The organism is Methyloversatilis sp. RAC08 (assembly GCF_001713355.1).
In the GTDB taxonomy this organism is placed as follows: domain Bacteria; phylum Pseudomonadota; class Gammaproteobacteria; order Burkholderiales; family Rhodocyclaceae; genus Methyloversatilis.
In genome coordinates, this window is sequence record NZ_CP016448.1 from 573,437 (window position 1) to 589,420 (window position 15,984).

General features: G+C 65.7%; 15 protein-coding genes and 1 tRNA gene. 10 read left to right on the forward strand and 6 right to left on the reverse strand.

What is annotated here, in order from left to right; translation table 11 throughout:
* The first annotated feature begins 42 nt into the window (after window positions 1-42).
* From BSY238_RS02580 to BSY238_RS02595, 4 genes are all read left to right on the forward strand, one after another.
* Window positions 43-1,128, forward strand: coding sequence for an AI-2E family transporter (locus BSY238_RS02580; protein ID WP_069037773.1), 1,086 nt, complete (start codon window positions 43-45; stop codon window positions 1,126-1,128).
* Window positions 1,128-1,817, forward strand: coding sequence for a DnaA regulatory inactivator Hda (gene hda, locus BSY238_RS02585; RefSeq protein WP_190295081.1), 690 nt, complete (start codon window positions 1,128-1,130; stop codon window positions 1,815-1,817). The genes BSY238_RS02580 and hda overlap by 1 nt, the downstream gene beginning before the upstream one ends.
* A 15-nt stretch (window positions 1,818-1,832) precedes the next feature.
* A complete protein-coding gene (locus BSY238_RS02590) occupies window positions 1,833-2,534 on the forward strand; it encodes an HAD family hydrolase (RefSeq protein WP_069037775.1) in 702 nt (233 codons plus the stop codon).
* Window positions 2,535-2,641: 107 nt separating this feature from the next.
* Entirely contained in the window at window positions 2,642-3,073 is a 432-nt protein-coding gene (locus BSY238_RS02595) for a Fur family transcriptional regulator (RefSeq protein WP_069037776.1), read from the forward strand.
* Window positions 3,074-3,086: 13 nt separating this feature from the next.
* Here the strand turns inward: BSY238_RS02595 and BSY238_RS02600 are convergent, their stop codons facing one another.
* Window positions 3,087-3,806, reverse strand: coding sequence for a PEP-CTERM sorting domain-containing protein (locus BSY238_RS02600; RefSeq protein WP_069037777.1), 720 nt, complete (start codon window positions 3,804-3,806; stop codon window positions 3,087-3,089).
* A 146-nt stretch (window positions 3,807-3,952) separates the two neighbouring features.
* Here BSY238_RS02600 and BSY238_RS02605 point away from each other — a divergent pair, with 146 nt between their 5' ends.
* A complete protein-coding gene (locus BSY238_RS02605; RefSeq protein ID WP_083223889.1) occupies window positions 3,953-6,067 on the forward strand; it encodes a TonB-dependent receptor in 2,115 nt (704 codons plus the stop codon).
* A 9-nt stretch (window positions 6,068-6,076) separates the two neighbouring features.
* On the opposite strand, the gene BSY238_RS02610 is transcribed toward BSY238_RS02605, so the two are convergent.
* Window positions 6,077-6,922, reverse strand: a complete 846-nt coding sequence (locus tag BSY238_RS02610; RefSeq protein ID WP_069037778.1) for a PEP-CTERM sorting domain-containing protein — start codon at window positions 6,920-6,922, stop codon at window positions 6,077-6,079.
* Window positions 6,923-7,055: 133 nt separating this feature from the next.
* On the opposite strand from BSY238_RS02610, the gene BSY238_RS02615 reads away from it, so the two are divergent.
* The 3 genes from BSY238_RS02615 to BSY238_RS02625 all read left to right on the forward strand — a co-directional run bounded on the left by BSY238_RS02615 (window position 7,056) and on the right by BSY238_RS02625 (window position 9,901).
* A complete protein-coding gene (locus BSY238_RS02615; RefSeq protein WP_069037779.1) occupies window positions 7,056-7,895 on the forward strand; it encodes an all3515 family Zur-repressed PEP-CTERM protein in 840 nt (279 codons plus the stop codon).
* 78 nt (window positions 7,896-7,973) lie between these two features.
* Window positions 7,974-8,621: a DUF1826 domain-containing protein gene (locus BSY238_RS02620; protein ID WP_069037780.1), complete on the forward strand. Its 648-nt coding sequence runs from the start codon at window positions 7,974-7,976 to the stop codon at window positions 8,619-8,621.
* Between the two features lie 83 nt (window positions 8,622-8,704).
* Entirely contained in the window at window positions 8,705-9,901 is a 1,197-nt protein-coding gene (locus tag BSY238_RS02625; RefSeq protein ID WP_069037781.1) for a CobW family GTP-binding protein, read from the forward strand.
* A gap of 4 nt (window positions 9,902-9,905) precedes the next feature.
* On the opposite strand, the gene BSY238_RS02630 is transcribed toward BSY238_RS02625, so the two are convergent.
* Window positions 9,906-10,145, reverse strand: a complete 240-nt coding sequence (locus BSY238_RS02630) for a hypothetical protein (RefSeq protein ID WP_069037782.1) — start codon at window positions 10,143-10,145, stop codon at window positions 9,906-9,908.
* Between the two features lie 288 nt (window positions 10,146-10,433).
* Between BSY238_RS02630 and BSY238_RS17920 the strand changes: the two genes are divergently transcribed.
* Window positions 10,434-12,584, forward strand: coding sequence for a PAS domain S-box protein (locus tag BSY238_RS17920; RefSeq protein WP_223300239.1), 2,151 nt, complete (start codon window positions 10,434-10,436; stop codon window positions 12,582-12,584).
* Between the two features lie 38 nt (window positions 12,585-12,622).
* Here the strand turns inward: BSY238_RS17920 and BSY238_RS02640 are convergent, their stop codons facing one another.
* The 3 genes from BSY238_RS02640 to serS all read right to left on the reverse strand — a co-directional run bounded on the left by BSY238_RS02640 (window position 12,623) and on the right by serS (window position 15,396).
* A complete protein-coding gene (locus BSY238_RS02640; protein WP_069037783.1) occupies window positions 12,623-13,579 on the reverse strand; it encodes a methyltransferase domain-containing protein in 957 nt (318 codons plus the stop codon).
* Window positions 13,580-13,927: 348 nt separating this feature from the next.
* Window positions 13,928-14,017 (reverse strand) — tRNA-Ser (locus BSY238_RS02645).
* 98 nt (window positions 14,018-14,115) lie between these two features.
* Window positions 14,116-15,396 carry a serine--tRNA ligase gene (gene serS / locus BSY238_RS02650; protein ID WP_069037784.1) on the reverse strand — a complete coding sequence of 427 codons (1,281 nt, stop codon included), beginning with the start codon at window positions 15,394-15,396 and terminating at the stop codon, window positions 14,116-14,118.
* Window positions 15,397-15,576: 180 nt separating this feature from the next.
* Here serS and BSY238_RS02655 point away from each other — a divergent pair, with 180 nt between their 5' ends.
* A complete protein-coding gene (locus BSY238_RS02655; protein ID WP_069037785.1) occupies window positions 15,577-15,843 on the forward strand; it encodes a hypothetical protein in 267 nt (88 codons plus the stop codon).
* Window positions 15,844-15,984 lie beyond the last annotated feature (141 nt).

Below are 15,984 nucleotides of genomic sequence, written 5' to 3' on the forward strand. Positions count from 1 at the left end.
GCTCTTCAAGGGTGCGCATTCTACCCCTGACCGCACCACCTCATGACCTCTCCTGGCATCGACCGCAAACAAACCCTGCTGTGGGCCGGCGTGGGCCTGTCCATCGTCGCGCTGCTGTGGCTGCTCGGCCCGGTACTGTCGCCCTTCATGCTGGGCCTGGTGCTGGCCTACATCTTCGAGCCGCTGGTCGAGCGGCTGTGCCGGCGCGGCATGCCGCGCACGCTGGCCGTGGTGCTGGTCATCCTGTTCGTGATCGGTCTGGTGATCGGGCTCATCCTCATCCTCGTGCCGGTCATCCAGCAGGAAGTGCGCATGCTGGTTGAGCGTCTGCCCAGCTACCTGACGGCGGCGCATGACCAGCTGGTGCCGTGGGTGAAGGAGCATCTGGGCATCACGCTTCAGCTCGATGTGAACAGCCTGCGCAGCTTCATTACGAAGAACTGGACGAGCGCACAGGACTTCGCGATGGTGGCGCTCGAATACGTGACCAGCCAGGGCGTCGTCATCGTCGGCGTACTCGCCAACGTGCTGCTGACACCGGTCGTCATGTTCTACCTGATGCGCGACTGGTACAGCCTGCGCGAGCGTGTCAGCAGCTTCATCCCGCGGCCGTGGCTCGCTCGCACGTTGCGGATGGCCGACGAAATCGATGTCGTGCTGGCCGAATTCCTGCGCGGTCAGCTGTCGGTGATGGCCGCGCTGGCCGCCTTTTACTGCATCGGTCTGTGGCTGGCCGGCGTCGACTATGCGCTGCCGCTCGGCCTGCTGTCGGGCCTGCTCGGCTTCATTCCCTATGTCGGTTTCTCGGCCGGACTGCTGCTGTCGCTGATGGTGGCCACCTTGCAGTTCCAGGGCTGGCCGCCGGTGATCGGTGTGGCCATCGTCTACGGCGTCGGTCAGGTGCTGGAAAGCTTCCTGCTGACGCCCTGGCTGGTCGGCGAACGCATCGGCCTGCATCCGCTGGCCGTCATCTTCGCGCTGATGGCCTTCGGCCAGTTGTTCGGCTTCGTCGGCGTGCTGGTCGCGTTGCCGGCATCGGCCGCGCTGCTGGTCGGTCTGCGCGAGGTGCGGCGGCACTATCTGGCCAGCCAGCTCTACCAGGGCGATTCGCCGAAAATCATCGAGTGATGCGCCAGCTTCTGCTCGACATCCGTCCGATCGCCGCGCCCAGCCTGAACAACTTCGTCGCCGGGGCCAATCGCGAACTGCTGGCCCGGCTGCGCAGCACGGCCGCCGGCGAACCGGGGCCGTCGATCTATCTGTGGGGCGAAACCGGCAGCGGCCGTACGCATCTGCTGCGCGCTCTGGCTGCCGAAGCCACGGCGCGTGGTCTGTACCTCGACGCCGACCAGGTGAACAACACTGCGGCCGACACCCTGATCGCCGCACTGCAGGCGACCCGCGCCGGCGTGTGGCTGTTCGACGACATCCGGCTACTGGAGCCGCTGGCCCAGGGCGCGCTGTTCCGGGCGATCAATCTGGCCGCAGCGCGCGGCATCACGGTGGTGGCCGCAGCCGATGGCGCACCGCGCGATTTGCCGCTGCGCGAGGATCTGCGCACACGCATCGGGCAGATGCTGGCCTTCCGCATCCAGCCGCTGCAGGATGAGGAACGCCTGGAGCTGCTGCAGGCACATGCCGCGGCACGCGGCATGAAAGTCGATGTCGACGTATTTGACTACCTGATGCGCCACGGCCGACGCGACATCCGCTCGCTGCTGGGCATCCTTGACCTGCTGGACGAACATTCGCTGACCCGCCAGCGGCCGGTGACCTTGCCGCTGCTGCGCGAAATCATGCAGACCCGACTACTCTGAACCGGACATACCGCCATGGAACTGGTGCTTTTCGACCTCGACAACACACTGCTCGCCGGAGATTCCGACTTCGAGTGGGCGCAATTCCTGATCTCGAGAGGCGTGCTCGACCGCGAGCTGTACGAAGCGCGCAATGCCACCTTCTTCGAACAGTACAAGGCCGGCACGCTGGACATCCACGAATTCCTGAACTTCCAGTTGGCCCCGCTGGCACGCCACCGGCGCGAGGAACTCGACGCATGGCACGCGGAATTCATGGCGCAGCAGATTCGCCCGCGCCTGACCGACGGCGCGCGCGGCCTGGTCAACGGGCACCTCGAAACCGGTGCGCTGTGCGCCATCGTCACCGCGACGAACAGCTTCATCACCGGGCCGATCGCACGCGAGCTCGACATTCCGCACCTGATCGCCACCGTGCCGGCGCAGATGAATGGTGAATTCACCGGTCAGCCACGCGGCACGCCGGCCTTTCGCGAAGGCAAGGTCGAACGCGTCGAGCGCTGGCTGGAAGAACTGGGACTCTACCTGGGCAGTTTCCGCCGCACCGCCTTCTACAGCGATTCGCTGAACGACCTGCCGCTGCTGAGCCGCGTTGACCACCCGGTCGCGGTTGATCCGGACCCGACGCTGGAAGCCCACGCGCGCGCGAAAGGCTGGCAGATCATGCATCTGCATACGGCGGGCGCCACGGACGGCAGCACCGAAAATGACCTTTGAGTGACCACTGATCGACCACCGAGCGACGATTGAGCAACCAACCGGCGACCGCCGGTCGGCTGCGGACGCGGACGCTATACTTCAGCACCCACGACCGGATCATTGCCATGGAACGCAACACGCGCCAGCGCAGCGCCATACTGGGATCAATCGAAACCGCCGCCCGGCCGTTGTCGCCGGCGGAAATCCACGAGCTGGCGCGGACCGACATTCCGGCGCTCGGGCTGGCGACCGTCTATCGCAACATCCGCATGCTGATCGACGACGGCCGCATCCGCGAGGTCGACCTGCCCGGCGAGCCGCCGCGCTATGAACTCGCCAATCTGGGCCACCACCACCACTTCAAGTGTCGTCAGTGCGACCGCGTGTTCGACATCGTGGAATGCGCCACCGACTGGAACCGCCTCGCTCCGGCCGGTTTTTCGGTCGAATCGCATGACGTGACGCTGTTCGGCCGCTGCGACCAGTGCGGAGGCGAACGAAATGAGGGTGAAGCCGTGCCCGCGCACGTGCATCACCCCGGTCATACGCACGACTGACGGGTCGGCAGGATCAGCCCTGGCGGCGACGGCGCATCACGCCGATCAGCCCCAGGCCGGCGGCCAGCATCGCCCAGGTGCCCGGTTCCGGCACCGGAGCCAGCAGCGTTCCCACCGCACCTTCGAACACCTCTTCATCCAGCCCGCTGTTGAACGCCAGATAGAACGGTGTCGAAAAGCCCCAGTCGTCCGGCGCGCCGATTTCCAGCGTGATCAGATAAGCGGCTGCCGTGGCGGCGCCGTCGCCGGAAATCGTGAAATCGAGGTGGGCGTGAATGTCGCCCGCACCCGAGACCTGGGCGATCGCGCCGACCGGATTGCTCACCCCGGTCGAACTGAAAAGGGTATTCAGGCCCAGCACGTCGAGGATGCCGAGCGTCACGCCCGACGCGGCGGTCGACCACGTTGAACCGTTCCACGACTGCAGCACGCCGATACCCCGGTAGCGAATGATGGCGCCGACGGGCAATGCGTCGTCTTCCGAAATGAATCCCGGGTCGTCGGTCGAGAACAGGCCGCCGGCAAAGTCGCGGAAGTCACCTTCGAACAACGCATAGCCGTTGGCGGCGCGCTCGGCCAGGCCTTCCGGATCGACGACGATGACGCCGCCAGCCACGCCCAGTTCGACATCACCGGCGTGCAGATGCTGCGCCTGCGCGGCACCGGCGGTCAGGAACAGCGCGGCCGACAGGCCGATGGCACGAAAAAATGGGGCAACGGACAACAGATTCATGATGAGAACTCCCGACAAGGGTGAAAGGGAAACGGGGCGCAAGAGCAGACGGACGCAGCGCTCGACCACAGTTCGCGGCCGCTGTTTGTTGATACCGCGTTATTATTATCATATTTTCGTCGCCGCGCATCTCCTTCCGCACCCCCATGTCCCGAAACACCATCCCATCGCGCAGGGTGCGCCTGCGCTGGCTGCTGGTCGCCCACCTGCCACTGCTCGGCCTGCCATGCCAGCCGGCCGCAGCCCAGGCCGAACTGCCGGAGGTGAAGATCGAAGCAGAGCGCCTGCCTGACACCCCGACCGAGCCGGCTGGCCGCGCCAGCACGCTGCGCGGCGAGGCGCTGCGCGATCGCAAGGCGGGCACGCTGGGCGAAACGCTGAGCGAAGAAGCCGGCGTCCACAATGCATCCTTCGGCACCGGCGTCGGCCTGCCGGTAATCCGCGGACTGGGCGGCGCACGGGTGAAGGTGCTGAACAACGGGGGCGGCACGCACGACGCCACCACCTTCAGCCCGGACCACGCCTCGACCGCCGATGCCACGCTGGCCGACAGCATCCGCATCCTGCGCGGCCCGGCCACCATCCGGTATGGCGGCGGTGCCATAGGCGGTGTGGTCGACGTCAGCGACGAGCGCATCCCGACCCGGGTGCCGGCGCGCGCGATCAGCGGCTCGCTCGACACCAGCTTCAACCGCAATGGCGCCGAACGCGTGCATGCCCTGCGGCTGGATGGCGGAAATGCGCTGTTCGCGCTGCACGGCAGCGCGCTGAGTCGCGACCGCGGCGACAGCCGCATTGCCGGTTGCGCCATCGACGATGCGGCGGTCGAACAGCAGTTCGGGCTGATCAACACGCGCAACAGCTGCGGCCGGCTGTACAACAGCGATGCGCGGTCGGCATCCGGCACGCTGGGCGGCAGCGTGTTCCTGGGCAACGCACTGTTCGGCGCCGCGGTCAACAACGCATCGAACGAATACGGCATTCCGCCTGCGCCCGGGCACAGCCACGGTGGCGACGACCGGGTGCGCATCCGCATGGACAACCGCCGGGTGGATACCCGCGCCGAGTGGTTGGGCGATGGCTGGCTGCAGGCCTTGCGCTACACAGGTGGCCATATCGACTACCGGCACGACGAAGTCGACGAAGGGGTGGTGGCCACCACCTTCCGCAACAAGGCGATCGAACAGCGGCTGGAACTGGAACATGCTTTCGGCGAACATCTGAGCGGCACGCTGGGCGTGCATCACCTGCGGCGCGATTTTTCGGCGCTCGGCGCGGAAGCGTTCATCCCGCAGACCGGGCTGCGCAGCTCCGCGGTCTACGCGGTGCAGCGCGTGCGTGTGTCGGACTGGACGCTGGATCTGGGCTGGCGCGGCGAAATCACCCGCGTGCAGGCCGGTGATCGAGAGCTGGCTGGCGGCTTCACGGTGAGCTTTCCGGCGCGCCGCTTCAACACGCAGAGCACTTCGGCCGCGCTGAGCTGGCAGCTCAGCGAACCGATGTCGCTGACGCTGACCGGGTCGAACGCGCGCCGCGCGCCCGACATCCACGAGCTGTATTCGCTCGGGCCGCACTTCGCGACCCGCACCTACGACATCGGCGACCCCGACCTCAAGCCGGAAACCGCGCGTTCGGTCGAACTGGGCGGGCTGTACGAGTCGGGCAGGCTCAGGCTGTCGGCGAACCTGTTCGCCAACGACATCGACGACTACATGTTCCAGCGCACGCTGCCGGTGTTCTACGACACCGACGAGGAGCAGTTCCGCTTCGCCTGCGTGCGGCTGGAGGAGTGCCTGACTGTCGTGCAATACACGCAGAGCCGCGCGCGCTTTCGCGGCTTCGAAGCGGAAGCCGCGCTCAAATGGACGGCCACGAAACTGGGCGACATCGAGTGGTCGGTGTTCGGCGACCGCACACGCGGGCGCCTGACCGAACTGGGCGAAGATGTACCGCGACTGCCCGCGTTCCGGGTGGGCAGCCAGCTCGCGTTGCGCCAGGGCGCCTGGTCAGGGCGCGTGCGGGTGACCCACCACGCGGCGCAGGATCGGCCGGGCGCGAACGAAACCACGACTGGCGCCTACACACTGGTCAGCGCCAATCTGAACCACGTCCGTGCGCTCGGCGACGGCCGCACGCTGACGCTGTTCGCGCGCGGCCGCAACCTGCTCGACCGCGAGGCGCGCAACGCCACGTCCTTCCTGCGCAATTTTTCGCCCGAACCCGGGCGCAGCATCGAAGTCGGTCTCAGCCTGACCTTCTGAAGCCGACGTTCAGCCTCGGGCGCGCCGCGCCGCCGCGGCGCACAGACACAAGCCGGCCAGCATGGCCATCCAGGCAGCCGGCTCGGGCACCGGTGCCAGCGCCCGCGCGAGAAAGGCTGTTTCGTACTGCGCCGCGCTAAGCCCGTAGTTGAACACCACATGAAAAGGGTCGGAATCGACGTACAGGCCGCGACCGCCGACCGACGCCTCATCGGTCAGCTGCAGCGTGACCATGTAGGCACCGCTTGCTGCAGCGCCTTCGATGTACCAGTCGAGATGGGCGTGGAAAGCGCCGTTGCTGCCGGCATCATCAATCGTGGCCGTCACCGGACCGGCGATGCCAGTGCCGGTGAACAAGGTGCCCGCGGAATAGAGATTGAACGCGGCGGCTGCGCCCGGCGGTGCGAGACGCGGATTCACCAGCGATTGAATGTAGGCGTTGGCCACCGCAGGCGGCACGGCACCGAACAGGCGCACGCCGACGCCGCTGTAGGCGGTCGTCCATTCGCCGGTCGCTGGAGTCCATTGCTGCAGCGTACCCAGCGCACGGAAGCCGATGAAGTCGCGCGCGCTTGCGCTGCCGGACAGCGCACCCGCAAAGGCCTGAAAACCCGGATCGTCGGTGCTTTTCGGCCCGCCCTCGAAATCGCCGAAATCGCCCGGAAACAGCGCATGGCCGGTCAGGTAGTCGAAGGGCTGGGTATCGAAGGGCAGGTCGCCATAGGCACCGGTGATCAGCTGACTGCCGGCCACCGGGCCGTTGTCGAGGCTGATCGACACATCGAAATGGATGGCGTGGGCCGACACGGCATGCAGCATCAGCAGGCCGAAGGCAAGTCGGGGCAGGACGGACATGGCGGGAACTCCGAGCGAGACGATAGCTGATGATAACGCATTGCTATTTACAACAGTGCGCAAGCGGCTTATCTTGATAATACGTTATCGTTAGTGAATGCGCATCCCACCCCACCCCTGAAGGAGCTGTTTCATGATCAGATCAAGTCTGCTGGTGCTGGCCGGCGTGCTGTCGCTGGGCGCCCAGGCCAGCGAGCCGCTGCGCGGCGACGAAGGCATCGGTTACTACGTTGCCGTGGATTCGCTGGCGACCATCGCATCGGGCACCTATGCCGGACAGGCCAACCCGAATTACGGGCGCCTGACCTTCCTGTTCGACCACGGCAATCACTTCCACGGCATTGGCGCCTACAGCTACACCGGCCCGGGCAGCGCACCGGTGGTCAATGGCACCAACGCGAACAACCGCATCCCGGAAACCTACACGCTGGCCGCCCCCCTGCCGCTGACGGCGGGCAGCGGCAGCTACGCCGGTCTGCTGGTCAGCGGTGTATTGCCCGAATCGGCCCTGCAGCATGAATACAGCTATCTCGGCATGTCATCCATCCAGTCGCTGGCGGGCAACCCGGCAGGCAGCGAACGTGATGTGCTGTTCAACAGCAGTGGAGGCCGCTGGAACGGCACGCTCGACAACGTGAGCGTTGCGCTCAAGCTCGAATCGATCACGCCGGGCCTGAAGGTGGCTGCCAACGGCGACACCGACCTGTTCGACACAGGCAATCTTTACCTGCTCGGCGCCGGCAACAGCTTCGACTTCCTTCCGGTGTTCTGGACCGCTGCCGGTGCCGCCCCCGGCACCTACAGCGCACAGTTCTCGCTGGTCAACCTGGGCAGCAATCTGGCCGTACGCGACAGCGGCACCTTCCATTTCGACTTTGCCGTCGCGGCACCGGTGCCCGAACCCGGCACCTGGGCCATGCTGCTCGGCGGCCTTTTCATGATCGGTCTGACCGCCGCTCGCCGCGCCCGCTGAACCTGACCGGCGGGCAGGCCTGCGCCACCCGCCGGGTCAGGGCTCTCTGAACAACATGCTCTGGCCTGCACGCCCACCATGAACAAACGTGTATACATCGCCATCGCGCCGCCCTGTCCCGTCACGCGCGACGTCAGCGAACCGGCGGATCTGGCGCTTGTTCTCGATCCGGACTGCAATCTGGTCCGTCTTGCACGGCCACTGTCGGCCGGGCTGACCGACTATCTGCAGGCTGCCTGCGCAACGGGTGCGCTGCGCAGCGGACTGCGTACCGAACTTGAGCCCGGCGAAACCCTGGCCGCCGATGCCCTGCCCGATCTGTCAGGACGCGACGCCCTGCGCGAAGAGGTGCGACAGCTCGCATCACTGCTGGCCGATCTCACCGATTGTCCGAAAGTGGCCGTTCGCATCGAAGTACTCGAACGCGCCATGTGCCCGCGCCTGCATATCGATCACGTGGGCCTGCGCCTGCTGTGCACCTGGATCGGACCGGCCACCGAATGGCTGGCCGATGCCGACGCCGACCGCAGCCGGCTCGGCACCGATGACGTGATGCCTGATCCGTCGGCACTGCGCCGTGCCGACGCCGGCGACATCCTCGTCCTGAAGGGCGAAGGCTGGCCGGGCAATGCCGGCCATGGCGTGATCCACCGGTCGCCGGCGCTGACACCGGCGCAACCGCTGCGTATCATCGCGGCGCTCGACGCGCTCTTCCCCATGCCCTGACATCGCACAGCGGTCTGCCCGACAGACCCCGAAGTCCGGACAAGGCCGGGGCCGTCACCCGACCTTCTGCCCGGACAACCGACATGCCCGCCATCCTTCCCGTCACCCTGCTTTCCGGCCTGCCCGGCGCCGGAAAAACCACGTTGCTGAGGCACCTGCGCAATCAGTCCGACGGACAGCGCATCGGCCTCATCGTCAATGAACTGCGCAGCGTCGACATCGACGCTGCAACCGGCGCGGCGCCAGACGACGTACTTGTCTGCCTGTCGCCGCACGACATGCAGGCCGCCGCGGCGCACTTCGCGCAAGCCGACTTCGACGCGCTGGTCGTCGAGCCCTCGGGTTTTTCGGAACCGACCGGCATGGTTGAAACCTTCCGTACAGGACTGGGCCAGCACGCCCGCTTCGACACGCTGGTCACGGTGCTCGACGCATGGAACTTCTACCGCGACTATTTCAGCCGCGACACCGTTGCACAGCGCATGGCAAGCCTGGGGGTGCCGGCCGGAAACGATCAGCGTACGGTGATCGACGTGCTGCTCGACCAGGTCGAATTCGCCGACGTGATCGTGCTGAACAAATGCGATCTGGTGAACGATCAGCAGCGCGGCATCCTGCTGGGCATGCTGCGCGCACTCAATCCGCGGGCGGACCTGATCGAGGCCACGCACGGCCGGGTCGCTGCGGCAAGCGTGCTCGGCACCGGACGTTTCGACCCCGACGCCACGGCTCGTTCCGCCGGCTGGATGCAACTGATGCGCGGCTCTCCGGTTCCCGAAACGCCAGCCTTCGGCATCCGCAGCTTCACCTGGCAGGCGCGCCGGCCCTTCCATCCGATGCGCTTTGCACAGCTGATCCACGAAAAGTGGCGCGGCGTGCTGCGCAGCAAGGGCTATTTCTGGCTCGCAAGCCGCAACGGTCACATCGGCGAGTGGGAACAGGGCGGCGCGATCAGCCGCCTGCGCTCCGGCGGCCACTGGTGGTGTTTCACGCGCGAGGAGGAGTGGCCGCAGGAGGCGGGCCACCTGGCCCACATCCGGTCACGCTGGGACGAAACCTGGGGCGATCGCCGGCAGGAACTCGTATTCATCGGCATGGGCATGGATGAGGCCGCGCTGAAGCGCCGCTTCGACGAGTGCCTGCTGACCGATGAAGAAATGGGCTTTGGCGAAAGCGCCTGGGCCAACCTGACTGATCCGCTGCCCGCGTGGCACGAAGATCACGATGAAGGTGGGCATGGCGACCACCCGGGCGACGCCCCCGGGCCGGGCCGCCACTGACGGGTCAGCCGCCGGGCACGCCGGTGCGATTGACCTGGCTGTAGAAAATCTTCTGGTTGTGCAGGCTGCCGAGCAGCTCGTTCAAATCGCGGATCTGACCATCGTTGGCGCGGCTTTCTTCGCTGTTGGCATCACCGCTGGCCAGCACGACATGGGCCAGGATACCGATCCGCTCACGCACGGCCTCTTCGATCAGATCGATCTGTTGAATCGTCAGCTGGAACGACTTCTGGTGTTTCGACATGGTTCGACTCCCGGGAATTGCGCAATGCTGCAAGCGTAGCGCGAATCGCCCGCGCGTGTGTTCTGCGCGGCACGCTGGCGCACGCGATTGCCTTCGATCCCGCTGACTGCATCGCCCGCCCGCCTTTGCGGCCCTTGTGTTTGTAACGGTTACGGATGCACCATGGCGTTGCAACGTGGTGCCGTATCGATGGATGCACTGTCCCGGTACGCATGCCACCTGACACATGTGGTGTCCGCAGCAACTTGAACGCGGCCGCTGCACGACGACCAGAGGACACCGGACGCCGTGGCTACGAAGCTTCGCAAGGGCACAGTAGACAACCCCCCGGTCGGCTCGAACGATCCGGATCAGGACGGCTCACTGTTCCGCGCCCTGCTCGACAAGATGCCCGACGGCGTATTCGTCGCGCAGGACTACCGCTTCGTCTTTGCCAACGCCGCCCTTCCGCGCATGCTGGGCTATACCTACGACGAATTCGTCGGCCTGCCCTTCTCGGCGGTGATCCCGCCCGAGATACTCGACCTCTGGAACGAACGCTTCCGCGCTCGCATCGGTGAGGGCGACGAGCCGCCGAACACCTACGAAGTCCGCTTCCTGTGCAAGGGTGGCCAGCGCAAGCTGCCGATCGAACTGAATGCCAACCGCCTGATGTTCGGCGGTCAGCGCAGCGTACTGGGCATCGTGCGCGACATTTCGAACCGCAAGCGCACCCTGGAGGCCCTGCGTGAAAGCGAGGATCGCTTTCGCGGCAGTTTCGAACAGGCCGCGGTCGGCATGGCGATGGTGGATCTCGACGGCCACTTCCTCAGCGTGAATCCCAAGCTGTGCGCCATCCTCGGTTATCCGGCCACTGCGCTGCACGCGCTCACCTTCCAGCAGATCACGCATCCGGACGACCTTGACGCTGATGTCGAGCTGATGCAGGGCGTGCTGCGTGGCGACCACGCCACCTACACGCTGGAAAAGCGCTACCTGCGTAGCGACGGAAGTGCGCGCTGGGCGAGGTTGACCGTTTCGCTGATGCGTGAGGCGGATGGCACACCCTCGCACTTCATTTCCGTGGTCGAGGACATCCACGACCAGCGCATGGCGCAGGCCGCGCTGGCCGACAGCGAATTGCGCCATCGCCTGCTGATGCACAACCTGCACGCCGGTCTGCTGATCTGCGCACCCGACGCACGCATCACCTACGGCAACCCGGAAGTCTCGCGCATGCTGCACGCCGACCCCAGGGCCGTGATCGGAAAGTCCGTGCCGGAGCTGGGCTGTACCTTCCGCGACGAGCACGGCAGCCCGCTGTCACTGGAGAACGACCTGTTGCAACGGGTGCGACATTCCGGCCGGGAGCTGACCGATCTGGTGCTGAGCATCCATCGTTCGGACGACGTCCCGCCGGTCTGGGCGCTGGTGCATGCCTATCCCGAATTCGACACCTCACGCCGCTTCTCGCGCATCGTGCTGATGTTCATCGACATCACGGATCGCAAGCGACTCGAAGCGGAACTGCTGGCCGACCGGCAGATGAAGGCGGCTGCCCTCGATGCGATGACCTCGCATGTCGCGGTGCTCGACCGGCAGGGCGTCATCGTCGAAACCAACGCCAGCTGGGGGCGGTTTGCCGAGCGGGGCGGCTACGGCCGCGGCAAGTCATTCAACGGTGTGAATTACCTCGACGTGCTGGCGCATGTGACCGGTCCGGACGAGGCATATGCCAAAGCGGCAAGCGACGGCATCGAAGCCGTCATGGCCGGGCGCAGCCCGTTGTTCCAGATGGACTACCCCTGCCACTGCCCGACTGAGCGGCAGTGGTTCGCGATGAAGGTGACGCCGATGGACGCGCAGCGCGAGCGCGTGCTGGTCAGTCACGAGAACATCACCAGCATCAAGCTGGCCGAAGAAGCGATCCGCATCCTGGCCAACACCGATGCATTGACCGGCCTCGCAAACCGGCGCCACTTTCTCGAAATCGCCGAAGAGGAATTCGCGCGTGCGCAGCGCTACAACACACCGCTCGCGGTGCTGATGGCCGACCTCGACTTCTTCAAGGCGATCAATGACCGCTACGGTCACGCCGGCGGCGACACCGTGCTGCGCCATTTCGCGATCACCCTGTCCAGCCTGCTGCGCGATTCCGACTCGGCCGGGCGCGTCGGCGGCGAGGAGTTTGCCGTACTGCTGCCGCATACCTCGCTGGACGGCGCACAGGCTTTTGCCGAACGACTGATGGAATGCATCGCTGCCACGCCACCCGATATCGACGGCGCCCTGGCGCCCTACACAGTGAGCATGGGCATCAGCGAAATCGATGCCGGCAGCAAGGATTTTTCTGCCCTGCTGCGCTGTGCCGACGATGCGCTGTACCGCGCCAAGCACAATGGCCGCAATCGCTACGAAGTACTGACTGCGCAAGATCGCAGCCCGCCGGCCGGCGGCTGAGCCACGACCGGCCGGGAACAGCTGCCGCGGGCAGTCGCTTAAGCCACCTGCCGGGTCGCGCGGCAGGCCACACCAGCGCGCAGCGTGCGCGCCAGCGACTGCAGCGAGCCGCCCGCCTGATAGCTGAAACTCACGTCGAGCCCCTCGCCCGCCTTCAGGCTGATCGGCGCATCGAGCGGCAGCACGAGATAGTCATTGAGCCAGTCCACCGTGTCGCCTTCGGCAGCGCGGATCGCGAGAATGTTCTTGGTGACGAAGCGCAGCGCATTCACCGTGCCTTCCTGCTCCATCGTGAAACTGCCGGCCCAGCGGATGTCCGGCGACACGCCGTCATCGAAGTCGAGCACGCTGTAGACCTGCGGCGCGGCCAGTTCCAGCGATCCTTCATGCACTGCGCCGACGCGCTGGAACTGCATGATCGGTGCCTGGAAGCCGAAGAAATCATAGGTCTGCTGCAGCGGCTGTACCGCCATGACGGCTGCGGTCGGAATGAACACCGGCAGACGGTCGCCGAAGCGCGCGCGGTAGCGCGCCTTGAACGCATTGATCACCTCGACCTGCTTCTCGCGCAGCATGCCGACGTGGATCATTTCGCAGATCACGACATCGACCGGTTCCGGCGGCAGGTACTCGAAGGCGTCGCCATGCACCACCTCGACCTTGTGGCCGTTGGCGTTGTACGCCAGCAGTCGGCGCGCCTCGGTCACCATGTCCGGGTTGTATTCCACACACCACACCTTGCTCGCGTGCGCCGCGGCGAAGCACGACAGCACGCCGGTGCCGCCGCCCAGTTCGAGCACGCGCGCGCCCGGGAACACCACGTGGTCGATGGCCGCCTTGAAGTTGGCCATGCGATTGGCGTCCATCAGCATGTTGTGGTGGTAATGCAGGGGAATGAACTGGCCCAGGTAATGCGGCTCGGCAATCTCCTCGCGCAGTACGGCCTCGGACGAGGAATCGGCCTGCGGGCGCAGGAATCGGACTGCGGGTTCCATCAAAGACATGTCGAGCCCCTTCACGAAGTCGTTGGTTCGGCCTGGATCGGCGCGCCTTTGCCGGTAGAGGCAGCCGTCGGGTCAGGCTTGCCGGCAACATCTGCCGGAAACCGGTCGCCGAAGACCGGAGCGCCGTCACCGGTGGCCGCTGCAGCCGGTGACGAAGTCTCCATTGCAGCAACCGTGCCAGCTGCGGCGGCCGTGTCGGCGCCGCGTGCCCGGTACGTGGAACAAAAGTCGATGACCAGCCGAGCGCGCAAGGCGCGCGGCCTTGTTCGGGGAAAAGCGTCGGGGAAACTGCTGGGACAACAAAAAAGCGCCCCGAAAGGCGCTTGATTGCTTGCTGTCTGGCGGAGAGGGTGGGATTCGAACCCACGGTAGACTTGCGCCTACGCCTGATTTCGAGTCAGGTACATTCGACCACTCTGCCACCTCTCCGGGGTACTGCGGCACTTCATGGTCGTGAAGCGGCGCGCAGTGTAGCACAGGGCGCGCGGCGCCGGAAAAGAGGGCGCGTTTTCGCGCCGGGCGGGCGTTCAGGCACCGATGCGTTCGACACCGCCCATCCACGGGCGCAGCGCTGCCGGAACGACGACCGAGCCGTCGACCTGCTGATAATTCTCCAGGATCGCCACCAGCGTGCGGCCGACCGCCAGGCCGGAGCCATTGAGCGTGTGCAGGATTTCGTTCTTGCCCTGTTCGTTCTTGAAGCGCGCCTGCATGCGGCGGGCCTGGAAGGTTTCGAAATTGGAGCAGGACGAGATTTCGCGGTAGGTGTTCTGCGCCGGCAGCCACACTTCGAGGTCGTAGGTCTTGGCGGCGCCGAACCCCATGTCGCCGGTGCACAGCGCGATCTTGCGGTATGGAAGTTCGAGCCGCTGCAGGATGGTTTCCGCGTGGCCGGTCAGCGCTTCGAGCGCCGCCCACGACTGGTCCGGCGTGACGATCTGTACGAGCTCCACCTTGTCGAACTGATGCTGGCGGATCATGCCGCGCGTGTCGCGCCCGTACGAGCCCGCTTCGGAGCGGAAGCACGGCGTGTGGCAGACGAACTTCAGAGGCAGGCTGGCAGCCGACTGCACCGTGTCGCGCACGATGTTGGTCACCGGCACTTCGGCGGTCGGAATCAGGTAGAACTTGCTACCGTCGCCCCGCGGCACGGCGAACAGGTCTTCCTCGAATTTGGGCAGCTGTCCGGTTCCGAACATGCTCTCGGCGTTGACCATATAGGGCGCGTACAACTCGGTGTAGCCGTGTTCCAGCGTGTGCGTGTCGAGCATGAACTGGGCGAGCGCGCGGTGCATGCGGGCGATGCCGCCGCGCAGCAGCGTGAAGCGCGCGCCGCTGATCTTGGTCGCGGTTTCGAAGTCGAGGCCGCCGAGCGCGGTACCGACGTCGACATGGTCCTTCACCTCGAAATCGAAGCTGCGCGGCGTGCCCCAGCGCAAAACCTCGACGTTGTCCGCCTCGGACTTGCCGATCGGTACCGACTCGTGCGGCAGATTGGGCAGCGAGGCCACGAAAGCCAGCATGTCGGCCAGCACCGCGGCCAGGCGCTCTTCGCCGGCCTTCAGCGCATCGCCCAGCCCGGCCACTTCGGTCATCACCGCGGATGTGTCGTCGCCCTTCGCCTTCAGCTGGCCGATCTGCTTCGACGCGGCATTGCGTCGGGCCTGCAGGTCCTGGGTGTCGGTCTGGATGCGCTTGCGCTCTTCTTCAAGCGACTGGAAGCGTGCGGCGTCCAGCGTGTAGCCGCGCGTGGCGAGGCGTTCCTGAACGAAAGCGAGCTGGCTGCGCAGCAGTTGTGCGTCTAGCATGAATAAGGACCTGTGTAGAGGTGGAGTCAGGGCGCGAGCACGTGGGCCGAACCGCCACTTACGTCGTGCGCAGGGCGTCCCGGCACGATCATCGTGCACACGTTGCAACACAAAATTCTAACAGCGACCACCGCCCGCAACGGTATAGTAAGGAAGCCTTTCCCTTCTCACGCAATCGTCATGCTTTCACTTCGAGACTGTCTCGATCACAGCAATCTGAGCGAACTGGAAGTCGGTGTGCTCGCCGACTACACCGGTCTGCCGACCATGCTCGCCGCCACGCTGGCGGGCGCAATGCTGCAAAGCGAAGGCGGCGCCGACCTGATGCTGCGCATCCTGCAGGACGCCGATAAGCAGGCGTCCGAGCACCTGGACCTTGATCAGCGCAAACGCACCAAGGCCGCGATCGAACGCTTCTGCACCGTGCATCGTCCCGAGTTGCACTGAGGCGACCCACTCTGGCAGAGACCTAACTGTGGGAGCGACCGCCCGGTCGCGATCCGCACTTCGCACGGGTGACGGCGCACGTTTGATGCGCGGAATCGCGAGCGGCGCTCGCTCCCACAAAAAAACCGCGTCCTTCCTGTG

What these genes read in the sequence shown, in the direction of transcription:
- BSY238_RS02580 (WP_069037773.1), top strand. Translation starts at nt 43, where the DNA reads ATGACCTCTCCTGGCATCGACCGCAAACAAACCCTGCTGTGGGCCGGC.
- BSY238_RS02610 (WP_069037778.1), bottom strand. Translation starts at nt 6,922, where the DNA reads ATGTCCGTCCTGCCCCGACTTGCCTTCGGCCTGCTGATGCTGCATGCC.
- BSY238_RS02655 (WP_069037785.1), top strand. Translation starts at nt 15,577, where the DNA reads ATGCTTTCACTTCGAGACTGTCTCGATCACAGCAATCTGAGCGAACTG.
- BSY238_RS02640 (WP_069037783.1), bottom strand. Translation starts at nt 13,579, where the DNA reads ATGGAACCCGCAGTCCGATTCCTGCGCCCGCAGGCCGATTCCTCGTCC.
- serS (WP_069037784.1), bottom strand. Translation starts at nt 15,396, where the DNA reads ATGCTAGACGCACAACTGCTGCGCAGCCAGCTCGCTTTCGTTCAGGAA.
- BSY238_RS02605 (WP_083223889.1), top strand. Translation starts at nt 3,953, where the DNA reads ATGTCCCGAAACACCATCCCATCGCGCAGGGTGCGCCTGCGCTGGCTG.
- BSY238_RS02595 (WP_069037776.1), top strand. Translation starts at nt 2,642, where the DNA reads ATGGAACGCAACACGCGCCAGCGCAGCGCCATACTGGGATCAATCGAA.
- BSY238_RS02625 (WP_069037781.1), top strand. Translation starts at nt 8,705, where the DNA reads ATGCCCGCCATCCTTCCCGTCACCCTGCTTTCCGGCCTGCCCGGCGCC.
- BSY238_RS02615 (WP_069037779.1), top strand. Translation starts at nt 7,056, where the DNA reads ATGATCAGATCAAGTCTGCTGGTGCTGGCCGGCGTGCTGTCGCTGGGC.
- BSY238_RS02590 (WP_069037775.1), top strand. Translation starts at nt 1,833, where the DNA reads ATGGAACTGGTGCTTTTCGACCTCGACAACACACTGCTCGCCGGAGAT.
- BSY238_RS02600 (WP_069037777.1), bottom strand. Translation starts at nt 3,806, where the DNA reads ATGAATCTGTTGTCCGTTGCCCCATTTTTTCGTGCCATCGGCCTGTCG.
- BSY238_RS02620 (WP_069037780.1), top strand. Translation starts at nt 7,974, where the DNA reads ATGAACAAACGTGTATACATCGCCATCGCGCCGCCCTGTCCCGTCACG.
- hda (WP_190295081.1), top strand. Translation starts at nt 1,128, where the DNA reads ATGCGCCAGCTTCTGCTCGACATCCGTCCGATCGCCGCGCCCAGCCTG.
- BSY238_RS02630 (WP_069037782.1), bottom strand. Translation starts at nt 10,145, where the DNA reads ATGTCGAAACACCAGAAGTCGTTCCAGCTGACGATTCAACAGATCGAT.